The sequence below is a fragment of the Luteibacter yeojuensis genome (genome assembly GCF_000964085.1).
Taxonomy (GTDB): Bacteria; Pseudomonadota; Gammaproteobacteria; order Xanthomonadales; family Rhodanobacteraceae; genus Luteibacter; species Luteibacter yeojuensis_A.
Genome location: NZ_JZRB01000010.1, coordinates 24,875 through 39,683, shown reverse-complemented (window position 1 = coordinate 39,683; position 14,809 = coordinate 24,875). Strand labels below are relative to the sequence as shown.

Below are 14,809 nucleotides of genomic sequence, written 5' to 3'. Positions count from 1 at the left end.
ATTACTTGTTCGAGTTGGTCAGCGCGTCGAACTGCTGCTGGAGGTAGCTGCTGGTGCTGCTGAGCTTGGTCATCATGGTGTCCAGCGCCGTGTACTGCTTGGTCAGGCGCGTGGTGTAGTCCGTCATCTGCAGGTCGTAGGCGTCCTGCTGGTCGGAGAGATCCTTGGCTTTCGTGTTGAGGTTGGCCGTGCGCTGGGTGAGGATGCCCGTCGACGAGGTCCAGCCCGTGATCAGCTTGTCGAGCTTCGGCGCGAGGCCGTTGGTGCCGCTAAGCAGGTTCTGGGTGTCCTTCGGGTTCGTCGCCAGCGCCTTGGTGAGCTTGGTCGAATCAAACTTCAGGGTGCCATCGACCTGGAACGACACGCCCAGGTCGCTGAGCGACTTGGGCGCGCCCGCCGCGCCGCCAGCGACCTGCGAGCCGAGCAGCGTGGATACCTGGCTCTTGATGCCCATGACCGTGGCGTCGCCGATAAGGGCACCGACCTGGTTGTTGGTCGCGTCGTACTTGGTCAGGGTCTGGTAGGTGGAAATGAACGAGTTATAGGCCGTGACCATGCTCTGCATCGCATTGGTGACCGCCGAGGTATCGTTCGTGATGTTGACGCTACTGGTGCCTTCCTTCGCCAGCGTGAGGGTCACGCCGTCGATGGCCGTGGCCACGGTGTTGGTGGCGCTGGTGGCCGCGGTGCCGTCGATGGTGAACTCGGCATCCTGCGCCTTGACCGTGGCGGTATCCGTCGCCGGGTCGAAGGCCAGTTTCGATAGCCCGCCGTCGCCACCACTGGCGCTGACGGTGAAGGCATTGGCCGCGCCCGTGGCAGTGGAGGTCAGCACCAGGTGGGCGCCATCCGAGCCGGTCACGATGGCGGCCGAGACACCGGGGTTATCCGATGCCTTGTTGATCTTGTCGCGGATATCCTGCAGCGCGTTGGCCGAGGAATCGATGTCCAGGTTCATGGACTTGCCGCCGACCGAGACGGTCAGCGTGCCCGTGCCGACGGCCGTCTTGGCGTCGGTGACAGCGGTTGAGGTGCTCTTCTGCGCCGTGGCGAGCTTGCTGACGACGATGTTATAGCTGCCCGGCTGCGCGGTGGCGTCGGTCGTGGCGCTCAGGATGGTGGAGTCACCCACCGAGGTTTTCTGGGTGGTGAACGCCGTGCCGTCGGTCAGCGCCTTGATGGCGCTTTGCAGGCTCGTCAGCGACGAGGTGAAATTGCCGACGGCGGAAATCTGGGTGGTGTTGGCCGTGACAGCGGCCGAGAGCTGCTTGTCTTTCGCCGCGCGCTTGTTGGCGACGAGGTTCGACACGATCGACGCGACGTCGATGGAGCTGGAACCCAAGGTAGGTGTAGTGGTGGCCATGAAGCTCTCCTTGAAGACGCCTCACTGCCCTGGGCGCCAATTTGTCGACGGGCGGCACTGCAAGCAGGGCCACCCGTGACAATTAAGCAATTAGCCTGCCAACCCCGGGGCCTGGCCCCGGGGGAGGCGGAGCTCCGGGCGATTAGCCGAGGAGCTTGGTCACGATCTGCTGCGACTGGTTCGCGGTGGCGAGCACCGAAACACCGGCCTGCTGCAGGATCTGCGCCGAGGACATGTTCGCCGTTTCCTGGGCGAAGTCGGCGTCGGTGATGGCCGACTTCGACGAGGTCAGGTTCTGCGAGATGTTCTGCAGGTTCGAGATGGTGGACTCGAAGCGGTTCTGCACCGCGCCGAGGGTGGAGCGCAGGTCGGACACCGACTGCAGGGCCGCGTCGATGCGGTTGATGGTGTCGTTGGCACCGTCGACCGTCTTGACGCTCGCGTCGGCCAGCGTGCTGGTCGTCGAGACCGCGACGTCACCGGCCGTGAAGCCAGCGCCAGCGGCGCCCGTGCCGCCCACGGTCATCTTCTGCGAGGACGCGAACTTGAGCGAACCATCCTGCGCGACGTAGGCGTTGACGCCCTCGCCCGACTTGGCATTGATGGCATCGGCCAGGTCCTGCGTGCTCTTGAAGGTGCCCGAGATATCGAACGCGGCGTTGTCACCGACCTTGAGGGTCAGGGCGCCAGCGGCGAGGGTGAGGCTGCTGGCCGCGCCGGCCGGGACATCGGCGGTGCCGGCGGTCGAGGTCGTCGTACCGAACAGCGTGGCGGCGTCCGTACCGGCAACGGTCGGCGAGGTCGCGCCATTGGCATCGTTCGTGAAGGTGAACGTGCCACCCGTCTGGCTGGCCGTGACGCCCGCGCCGGCGGCCGACAGCTGGTTGTTGATTTCAGTGGCGAGGCCGGCGGCATTGTTGTAGTTGCCGGTCAGGTTGACGGTCTTGCCAGCAACGGTGAACGAGGCGTTGGTCGTCGAGAAGTCGAAGTTCGTGGTGGCCGAACCGGCGACCGTCGTACCCTTGGTGCCCGCGACAGCGGCGCTGCCCGTGAAGGTCGGCGTAGCCGAACCGACGGCCAGCTGGCCGACCTGGTTGGCCTTCATGCCCTTGTCGAGGCCGACGGTGATGACTTCACCGACGTTGGCGCCGACCTGGAAGCTGAGCTGGTTGGCCGAGCCGTCCAGCACCTTCATGCCGTTGAAGTTGGTCTGCGTGGCGATACGGGTCACTTCCGACAGACGCTGCTGCACTTCGGCGTCGAGGGCGGCGCGGTCGCTCGAGGAGTTCGAGGCGTTGGTGGACTGCACGGCCAGCTCGCGGATGCGCTGCAGGTTGTTCGTGACTTCGTCCAGGGCCGATTCGGTGGTCTGCGACAGCGAGATACCGTCGTTGGCGTTCTGCACGGCGCGGTTCAGACCGTTGATCTGGGTCGTCATGCGGGTGGAGATGGCGAGGCCGGCGGCGTCGTCCTTCGCGCTGTTGATGCGGTTGCCCGACGACAGGCGCTCGATGGCCGAGGACAGCTTGGTCTGCGAGGTGCTGAGGTTGCGCTGGGCATTCAGCGACATCACGTTGGTGTTGATGGTCAGAGACATGGTTTTGATCCTGTGTTTAACGGAACCGTTGGGCCGGATTAGTTGCGGCGTAGTCCGGCGGGGTTCCGAAAGGGAAGCCTTCCGCCTCAGAGAGGTTTACGGCACGCCGGGAGGAAACTTGAGAACTTTTTCTACCTGTCAACAGTTATTTTTTGACTGCTGGCTGGGTATCGGCACGGCTGCGCCGGGGTTTAGGCTTTCTTCCACGCAAAAAAGGGCAACCGAAGGTGTCGCAAGAAACCGTGGCGTGGTGGCGACCGCCCGGCAAAACCATTACCTGGGTGGGCCTCTGGGGGGCCCTTCCCTATGAAGCGGGTTACTTGAGGTAGCTGAACAGGGTGAGGTTCTGCATCTTCACGTAGGCCTGCTGGGCGGCGTCCAGGGCCGTCTGCTGCTGCGAGAACTTGCTGATGGCGCTGGCGTAGTCGAGCTCGGTCAGGTCGCTGAGGGTGCTGTCGTAGCCTAGCTTCTGGTCGGCGCCGATCTGGGTCTGCTGGTCGAGCGTGTTCATCCGCGCGCCGATCTTGGTGCGCGTATCGAGGAAGCTGGTCTGCGCCTGGTCGAGGTTCTGCAGGTTCGCGTTGATGGTGTTCGTCATGCCGGCGCCGCCGCCCGGGGTCTCGAACGCGTTGATGATGTTCGCCACGGTGGAGAACACATCCTGCGACGACGACGGTGCGACGGTGAACGAATCACCCGCCGCCGGGTTGCCGGTGACATTGAGCTGCGCGCCCTTGAAGCTGATGGCGCCGCTCGCGCCGTCATAGGTGCCCGTGGATACCGGCGGGTCGGCCGGATCGGCATTGACGTCGCGCACTTCGTACGTGGTCGGCGAAGTGAACGTCACCGAGTACGTCTTGCCATCCCACTGCGAGGCATCGGTGACCGAGGTGCTGCCGATGACGCCGGTGCCCGTGTTCGCGCCCGCCGTGGTGGTGAACGTGCCATTGCCACCACGGATGGCCATGAACACATCGGCGCCGTTATCGCCCGTCGCCACCTGCATGCCTGGCGCGGCCGCGACCATGCGCTGGCCCTGGTCGCCGTTGTAGCTGACGGAAAGGTTGGTCTGCGAGAACGGCTGCGTGGTGGTACGCGAGCCGGCGAAGATGTATTCGCCCTGCCCGTCCTTCGTGTTCGCGAGGCTGACCAGCTGCTGCATGGTCTGGCGCAGCTCGGTGGCGATGGACTGGCGCGACTCGTCGGTCTGCGTACCGTTCGTACCCTGCAGGGTCAGCGTGCGGATGCGGTCGAGGATGTCGTTGGCCGACGACAGCGCGGTCTCCTCGGTGGAGAGGCGCGTGTTGGCCATGCCGATGTTGCGCGTGTACTGGTCGTTCTGCGCGCTCGCCGAGCTGACGTCGACGGCGCGCGCGGCGGCGGCCGGGTTGTCGGACGGCGACTGGATGGCCTTGCCGTTGCCGAGCGCCAGCTGCGTCTGCGACAGCTGGTACTGCCTGTCGAGCATGGCGTTGACGGCCTGCTGCGAGCCCCAGGAAGTGGAAATGCGCATGGTTAGCCTCGCACCGCGGAAAGAAGGGAATCGAAGATGGTGTTCGCCGCGTTGATGACCTGGGCGGAAGCCGCGTAAGCCTGCTGGAAGCGCAGGAGGTTGGCGGCTTCCTCGTCCATGTTCACGCCCGACAGGCTCTGCTGCGCGGCGTTGGCGTTGTCGAGGATGCTCTGCTGGGCATCGAGCGCGGTGTTGGCCTGCGCACCCGCGGTACCCACCTGCGAGATGAGCTGGCTGTACGACTTGTTGACGCTGGTGACGCCGTTATCGAGCACGCCCTTGTTGTTGACCGAGGCCAGCGCCAGCGCATTGCCGTTGTCGCCGCTCTGCGAGCCGGCGGGCTTGACCGAGAACGAATCGTTGGCCGCCGGCGCGCCGGTGAGCTTCAGCGTCCAGCCGTTGCCGGTGATGGTGTCGCCATCGGCGTAGGCCTGCGGCGCACCACCGTTGATGGTGTACGTCGTTGGCGAGGTGAACTGGATGGTTACCGGCGTGTTGAAGTTCGCGTTACCCACGTCGGTGACCGTGAGGTTGCCGAGCACGGCCTTGCCGGTGTTGCCCGCTCCCTTGGTGGCGGAAAGCGGGCCCGACGCGGCGATCTTGTTGGTATCGGTGACGGCCACGCTGATGGCCGAGGCGGCGTTGCGCGTCGGCTGGATCTGGAAGCTATCGCCCGCGACGGCGCCCGCGCCCACGGTGAGCTTCATGCCGTCGAGCACGAACGGGTCGGCGGCCGTGCCCGTGCCCGTCATGGGCGTGGTGACGCCCTGCGAGTTAGTGGCCGACCAGTTCACGCCGTCGAAGCGCACGGTGTAGTCGTTGGCGGAGAGCTTGCCCACGTCGCCGAAGGTGGCCGTGATGCTGCCCGTGCCCTTGTTGTTGGTGCTGTTGAACACCGCCGGGTCGGCGATGTTGAAGAAATTGCCGCCGGCATCGCCATTGAGGTCGAGGCCCTGGGCGTGCTGCTGGTTGAAGGCGGTGGTGAGCGCCACGGCCGAGCGGCCCAGCTGGTTGCGCGCCGGGTCGAGCACGTTGGTGCGGAAATCGATGGTGGCCCCGAGCGAGCCGGAACCCACCTGGCTGGTGATGACGCTGCCGCCCGGGCCCGTGATCTCGAGGCGCGAGGAATCGTACTGGTTGGTGGCCGTGCCCAGCTGCGTGCTGCTGGTGGCGCTGACCAGGGGCTGGCCGTTGCCGATGGTCACCGTCACCATGTGGTCGGTGTTGGTCGTGGTGCTGACGCCGATGATCGACGACAGCTTGGCGATGGCCTGGTCGCGCGTATCGAGCAGGTCGTTCGGCTCGGCACCGCCCGCGTAGGCCTTCTGGATCTGGCCGTTGAGGTCGGCGATGCTCTTGGCGAGCGAGTTGATGTCGGCGACCGCGCTGGTGATCTGCTGGTTCGTCTGCTGGTCGATCTGCTGGAACTGGGTGGCCAGCGAGCGGTACGTGGCCACGAGCGAGCTGGCCTTGCCGAGCATGGCCTGGCGGCTGGCCGTATCCACCGGCGAATTCGACAGGTCGCTCACCGCGCCGAAGAAGCCATCGAGGGCCGTCTGCAGGTTGGCCGACCCGCTGACGACGTTGTTCACCGAAGCGGTGAGCGTGGCGTACTGCGAGGCACGGCTCTGGCTGGACGTGGCCGACCACACCTGCTGGGTGAGGAACTGGCTGTAGCTGCGCTGCACGCTGACGGCATCGGCGCCCTGGCCGATGTACATGCCGCCGTTGTACTGCGGCGCGCGGGCGTTGAACGACGTCGTCTGGCGCGTGTAGCCAGCCGTGTTGACGTTGCTGATGTTGTGGCCAACGGTGGAGAGGCCCACTTGCGAGGCAAGCAGCCCGGAGACACCGGTGGAGAGCAGGTCGGCCATCGTCGTTTCCTATCCTTTTTTACAGATCCGCCGCGATGTGCTTCAGGGCCTCGAGGGCCTGCTTCATCACCGGGCCATTCGCGATATCGGTGAGCTTCTGCGCGTAGCTGGGGTCGGTGGCGTAGCCGCCCTGGGTCAGCGCCTTGGCAAAGCCGGCGATATCGTCGCCGCGGCCGAGCGCATGCGCGTAGCGCGGGCTGCTGGCGACCATGTCGGCGTAATCACTGAACGACTGCGACGGCGAGTCGTAGGCGCGGAAGCTATCCTTCTTGCGCACGGCCACGCCGTTTTCGTATTCGAGGGTGGGCACGTTGACGCGCTTGCCGTCCCAGCTGCTGCCGGCCTTGATGCCGAACATGTTGAAGCTGTTGGTGTTGCCCTGGGCCGGCATGTGCTTGCCCCAACCGGTTTCGAGCGCCGCCTGCGCCAGCAGCGCACGCACCGAGACACCAAGCTTCTTCGCGGCTTCGATGGCGTGCGGCGCGAACTTCTGCACGAAGTCCTGCGGGCTGTCGATGGAACCGACGGCGTTGGCCACGGCCGAGGCGCCCTGCCCCACGGCACGCCCCGCGCTGCCGAGGATGTGCTCGAGCGAGTTCATGAGGCCGCTGTCCTGGTCCGACTTGGACGACACGGCATCGACGGTGGACGCCGAGCCGCTGACGCCATCGAACAGGCCGTTGTCACGATCGGTACCGGAGGTGCTTGCGCTGCCGCCCAGCTGGCGGATGAGCATGTCGGCGATGCCCATGCCCTTGCCTTGCGACAGCGTGACCGAGAGCTGGTGGTCGAGCATGTCGCGGTACGAGTTGGCCGCCGACGAACCCATGATGTCGTCGCCGATGGCGGCGTTCGCGTCGCGCATCGACTTCAGCATCATCTGGGTGAAGATGGATTCGAACTGCTTGGCGACCGTGGGCAGCGCGCCCTTGGAATCCTTCTGCGCGGCCGAACGCAGGCCGGCGAACGCGGACATGTCCGCGTAGTTGCCAAGCGCCTGGGTATCGACCGAGGTAGCCATGTCAGATCACCACCAGCTCGGCGCGCAGGGCACCGGATTCCTTCAGGGCCTGCAGGATCGAGATGAGGTCGCTCGGCGAGGCGCCGACCTGGTTCACCGCCCGCACGATCGAATCCAGGCTGGTGCCCGGGCCGAACTTGAACATGTGGCCGCCGTTTTCGCTGACAGCCACCTGGCTGCTCGGCACGACGGCTGTCTGGCCGCGGCTGAAGGCGCCCGGCTGGCTTACCTGCGGCTGCTCGCTGATGGTGACCTGGATGGAGCCATGGGCCACGGCGGCGGCGCCGACCTTCACGTCGGAGCCGATGACCACGGTGCCGGTGCGCGAGTTGACGATGATGCGTGCCGGGGCATCGCCCGGGGTGACGTCGAGCTGCTGGATCGTGGCGAGCCACGATACGCGCTGCGACGGGTCCTGCGGGGCGCGCACGGCGATGGTGCCCGAGTCGACGGCGTTGGCGGTGCCCGCGCCGAAGTTCTGGTTCACGGCCTGCGCCACGCGGTTGGCCGTCATGAAGTCGGCGGTGTTGAGGTTGAGCATGATGTCGCCGCCCTTGTCGAACGACGTGGCGACGCTGCGCTCGATGCTGGCGCCGCCCGGGATGCGGCCGCTGGCGGAGATGTTCACCTGCACGCTGCTGCCGCTCTTGCCCTGCGCACTGACGCCGCCGACGATGACGCTGCCCTGCGCGATGGCGTACACCTGGCCATCGGCGCCCTTCAGCGGCGACATGAGCAGTTCGCCACCGCGGATGCTCTTGGCGTTGCCGATGGATGCCACGGTGACGTCGATCTTCTGGCCAGGCTTGGCGAACGGCGGGATCTCGGCGGTGATGGTGACGGCCGCGGCGTTCTTCAGCTGCGGGCGCACGTTCGCCGGCACGTTGACGCCGAACTGCTGGAGCATGTTCTCCAGGCTCTGCGTGGTGAACGGAGCCTGGCTGGTCTGGTCGCCGCTGCCATCGAGGCCCACGACGAGGCCATAGCCCACGAGCTGGTTGCTGCGCACGCCACCCACCTGGGCCAGGTCGCGGATCTTGTCGGCATGGGCCGGCAGGATCGCGAACAGGGCCAGGACGGCGGCGGCGGTGCGGAGGATGGTCTTCATCAGAACGGCATCCATTTCGAGTCGAAGAAGCGCGACAGCCAGCCGCGCGTGTTCGAATCGGCGAGCGTGCCCTTGCCGACGTATTCGATCTTGGCATCGGCCACGCGGCTGGACAGCACGACGTTGTCGTTGCCGATATCCTGCGGGCGCACGATGCCGGAGATGCGGACCAGCTCTTCACCCTGGTTGATGGTGAGCCACTTCTCGCCCTGCACGATCATGGCGCCGTTGGAGAGGCGCTGCGCCACCGTGACGGTGATCTCGCCGTTGAGCTGGTTGCTCTGGGTCGACGAGCCGTCGCCGGCGAACGAGTTGTTGGAGGCGAGGCTGCTGTCGGCGGTGCGGCCACCGATCTTCAGGCCGTGGCCGAGGATCGACGGCGCCGTGATGCTGTTGCCGTTCTTCTTGTTCGTGGCGGTGGCGGCCTTCTTGCTGGCCTGCGTGCTTTCCACCAGCGTGATGGTGAGGATATCGCCCACGCGGTGCGCGCGCGGGTCGGCGAACAGCTCCATGTTCTGCTGGTCGGCATAGATGGAGCCGGTGGCCTGCGCCGGCGCGACCGGGGCGACCGGCAGCGTGGCGCTGTACATCGGCTTCGGCGTCGGCGGCACGATGGCGCAACCAGCGAGGCTGGCGATGGGCAGCGCGGCGAGGATGAGGCGGGCGAAGGGGCGGGTCATGGCGGTGGTCATCAGGTGTGCTGGGTGATGAACTGCAGCATCTGGTCGGCCGCGGAGATCGCCTTCGAGTTCATTTCGTAGGCGCGCTGCGTCTCGATCATGTTCACCATTTCCTCGACCACGTTGACGTTCGACGTTTCGAGGGCGTTCTGCTGGAGCGTGCCGAGGCCGTTCAGGCCCGCGGTGCCCGTCTGCGGCGTGCCGCTGGCCGCTGTTTCGAGGTAGAGGTTGTCGCCACGCGGCTCGAGGCCGGCGGGGTTCACGAAATCGGCGAGCTGGATCGTGCCGACCTGGGTGGAGGCCGAGCTGCCCGTGGTGGTGACGCTGACGGTGCCGTCCTTGCCGATGGACACGGTGGAGGCATTGGCCGGGAGCGTGATGGCGGGCTCGAGGGGGTAGCCGTCGCTGGTGACGAGCTGGCCATCCTGGTCGCGCTTGAGCGAACCGTCGCGGGTGTAGCCCACGGTGCCGTCCGGCAGGGTCACCTGCAGGAAGCCGCGGCCGTCGATGCGGACGTCGAGCGGGTTATCGGTCTGCTGGGAGCCGCCCTGCTCGAACATTTTCTGCGTACCGACGACGCGGACACCGGTACCGATCATGAAGCCGGTGGGCGAGGTGTTCTGCTCGGTGACCTGGGCGCCGGCCTGCCCGCGGTTCTGGTAGGCCAGGTCTTCGAACTCGGCGCGGGCGCGCTTGAAGCCCGTGGTGTTCGTGTTGGCCAGGTTGTTCGAGACGACATCCATGCGCGTCTGCTGCGCATCGAGGCCGGTCTTGGCGATCCAGAGGGACGTGAACATCGTTGACTCCCGCGCGGTTTGCGCTTGCTGTGCCGGCGACGGTTTTGCGTCGCGCGGCGGTGGTTACCCCACCTGTAGCAATTTCGATGCCGACTGGGCGTTTTCGTCCGCCGATTTGATCGATCGCACCTGCATTTCGTATTCGCGGGAGAGCGAGATCATCTTCACGAGCACGTCGGAAGGGTTGACGTTGCTGGCTTCCAGGGCCCCGGAGACCACGCGGGTGTTGGCATCGGCCTCGGCCGTGCTGCCGTCACGCATATGCATGAGGCCGTCATCGCCGTAGGTGAGCTGGTCGTTGCCGGGGTTCACCAGCTTGATGCGGTCGACGGCGGTAAGCGTATTCGGCGACTGGCCGAGCGGCACGATGGAAATAGTGCCGTCCGAGCCGATCTTCAGGCTGGAAGCCTGCGGGATGGTGATGGGACCGCCGCCGCCCATGACGGCATTGCCACGCGCATCCGTCAAAAGACCGTCGGCGTCGACGCGCAGGTTGCCTGCGCGCGTGTAGCCTTCGACGCCGTCGGGGGTCTGGACCGCGATCCAGCCATTGCCCTGGACGGAGACATCCAGGTCGTTGCCGGTTTCCATCTGGTGGCCCTGGGTGGTATCCCAGCCGATCCCCTGCGCCACGCCGTTGATGCGCGACTGCAGGCCATCGCCCTGGACGGGCATGGCCTGGAATGCCGACAGCTCGGCCTTGAAGCCGGTGGTGTTGGCATTGGCCAGGTTGTGCGCGACTTCGGCCTGCGCCCGCATGGTCTGCGTGGCGCCGGTCATGGCGATGTATACGGAACGGTCCATGGCGGCTTCCCGTCTTAGTTACGGATGTTGATGATGGTCTGGGTCAGCTTGTCGTCGGTGGAGATGACCTGGGCGTTCGCCTGGTAGTTGCGCTGCGCCTTGATCATGTTCACCAGCTGGGCCGTCAGGTCGGCGGTGTTCGAGGCCTCGAGCGAGCCGGACTGGATCTGGCCCACGTCGCCCGAATTGGCCGCGCCACGGATGGGCTGGCCCGACTCGGCCGACGGCACCCAGTTGGTGTCGTTCAGCTGGCGCAGGCCTTCGTTGTTGGCGAAGGTGGCGATGGCCAGCTGGCCGATGGGGGTGCTCACGCCGTTGGAGTAGATGGCCGAGACGGTGCCGTCCTTCGCCACGTCGATCTTCGAGAACTTGCCCGCCGCGTAGCCGTCGTTCGTCACCGCCGTGGTGGCGTAGGTATCACCGAACTGGGTGACCTTGTTCAGGTCCAGGGTGATGTTCACCGGGTTGGCGCCCGGGTTCGGCGACGCGGCGCCGAAATTGAGCTTGCCGCCGGCCGGCGTGGTGATGGAGCCGCCCGAGCTGAAGGCCACCTGCTGGGCGGTACCCACCTGGGTGCCGTCCATGGTCATGTAGGCGTTCCAGGTGTTCGGGTTGGTGGCGTCCTTGGCGTAATAGACGTTCACGGTGTGCGAGGCACCGAGCGAGTCGTAGGCCTGGAACGTGGACATGTGGTTGTAGGTCTGGTCGTTCGTCGGGTCGAACGCTCCACCCGTGGGGGCCGTGTCGCTGGCCGGCAGGTTGGCGGTGAGGCCGACGTTGGCGCTGGCCCTGGCCGCGCTGGAGCCATTGATGATCTTCATGTCCTGAAGCGTGGACATGTCGTAGCCGCCCGAGGCCGTCGGCGGGTAGACCTGCACCGTGGCGCCCGTGGCGTTCACGATGTTGCCGTTGGCATCCGGGTGGAAGTTACCGGCGCGGGTATACGAATAGCCGGCACCGTCGCGGACCGTGAAGAAGCCCGCGCCACTGATGGCGAAATCGTACGAGTTGCCCGTCTGGGTGATGTTGCCGTCGCCGAACTGCTGGGCGATGTTGGTGAGGCGCACGCCGCTGCCGGCGGCCGTGGCGGAGAGGTTCTCGCCGGCCACCGAGTAGATCTGGCTGAACTCGGCGCGCGAGCCCTTGAAGCCCACGGTGTTGACGTTGGCGATGTTGTTGGCGGTCACTTCCAGGTCGGAAGAAGCCGCGTTGATGCCGCTGAGGGCGATATCGAAAGGCATGGTGGAGTCCTCTGGAATTACAGGATTTGCGCGATCTGGCTGAGCAGGGCACCGCCGTAACCGGCTACCTGCACGTAGGTACCGTCGGTGCCCGAGGCACCGACGCCTTCCACCTTGCCGCGCACGAACGTATCGATCGCGTCCGTGCCAGAGGTGGCGGAAATCTGGTAGACGCCGTCGGGCAGCTGCGTGCCGTCGTCGGTTTTGCCATCCCAGGTGAACTTGGTGAGGCCCGCATCCGGCTGGCCGAGGCCAATGGTGCGGACCACGTTGCCGGCCGAATCCTTGACCTGGACATTCACGTACGTGCCCGAGGTGCCGACGTTGACGGCGCCATCGAGCTCGCCGCTGGTCAGCTGGCCGGCCGACGACGGCACGAGCACTTCCTTGCCCACCAGCGAGGCCGCGCGGACGAACTGGTCGCCCGTGAGGTTCTTGGACAGGCTGTCGAACGAGGACTGGAGCTCCTGCGTGGCCGCGACCTGCGAGAACTGCGCCATCTGGGCCACCATCTGGGTGGAATCCATGGGCTTGGTCGGGTCCTGGTTGGTCATCTGGGTGACCATCAGCTTCAGGAAATCGGACTGGCTCAGGGTCTGCTGCTGCAGCTGGCCCGATGAACCCGTGGTAGTGGTGTTGCTGGTGGAGCTGACGGAATCGACCATGGGAGGGGGCCTTATTTGCCGAGGTCCAGCGTCTTCTGCATGAGCTGCTTGGCGCTGTTCATGACTTCGACGTTGTTCTGGTAGGAGCGCGACGCGGAGATCATGTTGACCAGCTCGTCGACCGGGTTGACGTTGCTCTGCCACACGTTGCCGTTGGCGTCGGCCATGGGGTTGGAGGGCTCGTAGCGGGCCTGCACGGGCGCCTGGCTTTCGGTGATGCCCATGGCGCGCACGCCCTCGTTCTCCATCTGGCCGTTCACCTGGGCCTGGACGGTCGAGAACATGGGCTGTTTGGCGCGGTAGGCGCCTGCCTCGCTGCTGGCCACGCTGTCGGCGTTGGCCATGTTGCTGGCGGTGGTGTTCAGGCGGGCGGACTGCGCCGCCATGCCCGAGCCGGCGACGTCGAAGATCTTCAGCAGGCTCATGAGCTGCCTCCGGTGATGGCGGTGCGCATCATCTTGATTTGCGCGGTGATGAAGCTCAGCGACGCCTGGTAATGGATGGCGTTGCCGGCGAACTGGGCCTGCTCGACCTGGGTATCCACGGTGTTGCCGTCCATGGACGGCTGCGTGGCGACGCGGTAGGCAAGCTGGTTGGCATCGGCGCCGGCAAAGGCCGGGTTGCCGCCGATGTGGCCGGATTCGGTGGCGGCCATGGCCAGCTGGTTGCCGTCCTGGGCGCCGGTGGCGGCCATGAGGGCCTTGCGGAAGTCGACATCGCGGGCGAGGAAGCCCGGGGTATCGGCGTTGGCGAGGTTCGACGAAATGACTTCCGCACGGCGCTGCCACAGGTTCAGCGCCTGTGGGTGCATGCCGAGCAGCGGATCCGGTTTGTCGATCATGGGCTTGGGCCCCCGTGGGTTTCTGGCCCGTGGGGATCAGCAAGAGGCGTGCCACGCCCTGCCCCGGAACGCGAAACGGCGCCGTGGCGCCGTTTGCGGGGTTTCTGAGCGGCGACCTGTTGCGGGGCGCCGGTTTTCCGACGCCACCGGACGGCGCCGGGGCGACGTAGGGCCGTCGCGGGGCGTCAGGCCGGGAGCAGCTCCAGCACGGCCGTGGCCAGCACTTCGGGCTGGAACTTGGCGATGAAGCGGTCGGCGCCCACGCGGGCCACCATGGCCTCGTTGAACACGCCGCTGAGCGAGCTGTGCAGCAGCACCGGCAGCTTGCGCAGGGCGGCATCCTCGCGGATGGCGCGGGTGAGCGCGTAACCATCCATCGAGGGCATTTCGATGTCGGACACCACCAGGTTCACGCGATCGTCGGCCGGGCCGGTGGCCAGGCGACGGAGCATGTCCAGGCCCTCCATGCCGTCCTTTGCCACCACGCATTCCAGGTCGAGCTTGCGGAACAGGTCGGCCAGCTGGGTGCGGGCCACCAGCGAATCGTCCACCACCAGCACACGGCGGGTGCCGGCATGCTGCACATGGGCGGCCTGCTGCAGCTTGTCGGAGAGCTCCACCTGCTGCGGGTTTACGGCGGCGAGCACCTGCTCCACGTCCACCACCGCCATCAGGTCGCCGTCGAGGCGGGTCACCGCGTTAACGCGGGCGCCATAGCCCAGCGCCGGCGGCGGGGCGGCCATCTGGCCGCCGTCGACGTGCACGATGCGATCGACGTCGGAGACGAGGAAACCCTGCACGGAGCGGCTGAACTCGGTGACGATGAGGTGGGCGCCCTCCGCCGCGGCCAGCGGCGGGTAGCCCATGGCGGCGGCGAGGTCGATCACGGGGATGGTCTGGCCGCGGTAATCGAAGCTGCCGGCCACCAGCTCATGCATGCTGGGCATGCGCTCGAGCCGCGGGCGGCGCAGCACCTCGCGAACCTTGAACACGTTGATGCCGAACGCCTGCCTGTCGCCCAGCCGGAACAGCAGCATGGCCACGCGGTTATGGCCCGCCAGGCGGGTGAAGGTTTCCACGGTATCGAGGAGCGGACGGGCCATGGTGCGTTGGCTGCATAGGTAAAGGTGTTCCCGGGTTATCGACGCCTTGTCCGTTTCCTTGACCCATCGGCGCCCCTCATTTGTGGGAGCGCGCTTGCGCGCGATGGGGCCTTCGGCAAGTACATCGCGCGCAAGCGCGCTCCCACAGGGTGTCGGCCCCACTCATGGCACGGGCTTTGCTTAACTCAAGTCCCGAAGCCCC

At 66.2% G+C, this 14,809-nt stretch carries 14 protein-coding genes; all 14 read right to left on the bottom strand.

Translation table 11 applies throughout. The features are described 5' to 3' along the window. Position 1: 1 nt before the first annotated feature. Positions 2 to 1,363, bottom strand: a complete 1,362-nt coding sequence (fliD, locus tag VI08_RS05400; protein ID WP_045828534.1) for a flagellar filament capping protein FliD — start codon at positions 1,361 to 1,363, stop codon at positions 2 to 4. A gap of 142 nt (positions 1,364 to 1,505) precedes the next feature. Next, positions 1,506 to 2,960, bottom strand: coding sequence for a flagellin (locus VI08_RS05395; RefSeq protein ID WP_045828533.1), 1,455 nt, complete (start codon positions 2,958 to 2,960; stop codon positions 1,506 to 1,508). A 316-nt stretch (positions 2,961 to 3,276) separates the two neighbouring features. Then, complete coding sequence (flgL, locus tag VI08_RS05390; RefSeq protein WP_045828532.1) at positions 3,277 to 4,473, bottom strand: flagellar hook-associated protein FlgL; 1,197 nt, start codon at positions 4,471 to 4,473, stop codon at positions 3,277 to 3,279. A 2-nt stretch (positions 4,474 to 4,475) separates the two neighbouring features. After that, positions 4,476 to 6,347, bottom strand: coding sequence for a flagellar hook-associated protein FlgK (gene flgK, locus VI08_RS05385; protein ID WP_045828531.1), 1,872 nt, complete (start codon positions 6,345 to 6,347; stop codon positions 4,476 to 4,478). 19 nt (positions 6,348 to 6,366) lie between these two features. Then, positions 6,367 to 7,368 (bottom strand): flagellar assembly peptidoglycan hydrolase FlgJ, encoded by a 1,002-nt coding sequence (flgJ, locus tag VI08_RS05380; protein ID WP_045828530.1) that lies wholly within the window; start codon positions 7,366 to 7,368, stop codon positions 6,367 to 6,369. A 1-nt stretch (position 7,369) separates the two neighbouring features. Beyond that, positions 7,370 to 8,476 carry a flagellar basal body P-ring protein FlgI gene (locus VI08_RS05375; protein ID WP_269745826.1) on the bottom strand — a complete coding sequence of 369 codons (1,107 nt, stop codon included), beginning with the start codon at positions 8,474 to 8,476 and terminating at the stop codon, positions 7,370 to 7,372. Next, a complete protein-coding gene (gene flgH / locus VI08_RS05370; RefSeq protein WP_045828585.1) occupies positions 8,476 to 9,156 on the bottom strand; it encodes a flagellar basal body L-ring protein FlgH in 681 nt (226 codons plus the stop codon). Before flgH ends, VI08_RS05375 begins: the two co-directional genes overlap by 1 nt. Positions 9,157 to 9,167: 11 nt before the next feature. Beyond that, positions 9,168 to 9,953, bottom strand: a complete 786-nt coding sequence (flgG, locus tag VI08_RS05365; protein ID WP_045828528.1) for a flagellar basal-body rod protein FlgG — start codon at positions 9,951 to 9,953, stop codon at positions 9,168 to 9,170. Positions 9,954 to 10,016: 63 nt separating this feature from the next. Further along, positions 10,017 to 10,757: a flagellar basal-body rod protein FlgF gene (gene flgF, locus VI08_RS05360; RefSeq protein ID WP_045828527.1), complete on the bottom strand. Its 741-nt coding sequence runs from the start codon at positions 10,755 to 10,757 to the stop codon at positions 10,017 to 10,019. Positions 10,758 to 10,771: 14 nt separating this feature from the next. Continuing rightward, positions 10,772 to 11,998 carry a flagellar hook protein FlgE gene (gene flgE / locus VI08_RS05355; protein ID WP_045828526.1) on the bottom strand — a complete coding sequence of 409 codons (1,227 nt, stop codon included), beginning with the start codon at positions 11,996 to 11,998 and terminating at the stop codon, positions 10,772 to 10,774. 17 nt (positions 11,999 to 12,015) lie between these two features. Continuing rightward, a complete protein-coding gene (locus VI08_RS05350; protein WP_045828525.1) occupies positions 12,016 to 12,663 on the bottom strand; it encodes a flagellar hook assembly protein FlgD in 648 nt (215 codons plus the stop codon). A gap of 11 nt (positions 12,664 to 12,674) precedes the next feature. Then, the gene (flgC, locus tag VI08_RS05345) at positions 12,675 to 13,088 is read right to left on the bottom strand and encodes a flagellar basal body rod protein FlgC (protein WP_045828524.1); all 414 of its coding nucleotides are present in this window, start codon (positions 13,086 to 13,088) and stop codon (positions 12,675 to 12,677) included. Continuing rightward, a complete protein-coding gene (gene flgB / locus VI08_RS05340) occupies positions 13,085 to 13,504 on the bottom strand; it encodes a flagellar basal body rod protein FlgB (protein ID WP_045828523.1) in 420 nt (139 codons plus the stop codon). The genes flgC and flgB overlap by 4 nt, the downstream gene beginning before the upstream one ends. Before the next feature lie 185 nt (positions 13,505 to 13,689). Next, positions 13,690 to 14,607, bottom strand: a complete 918-nt coding sequence (locus tag VI08_RS05335) for a chemotaxis protein (protein WP_045828522.1) — start codon at positions 14,605 to 14,607, stop codon at positions 13,690 to 13,692. Between the last annotated feature and the right edge of the window lie 202 nt (positions 14,608 to 14,809).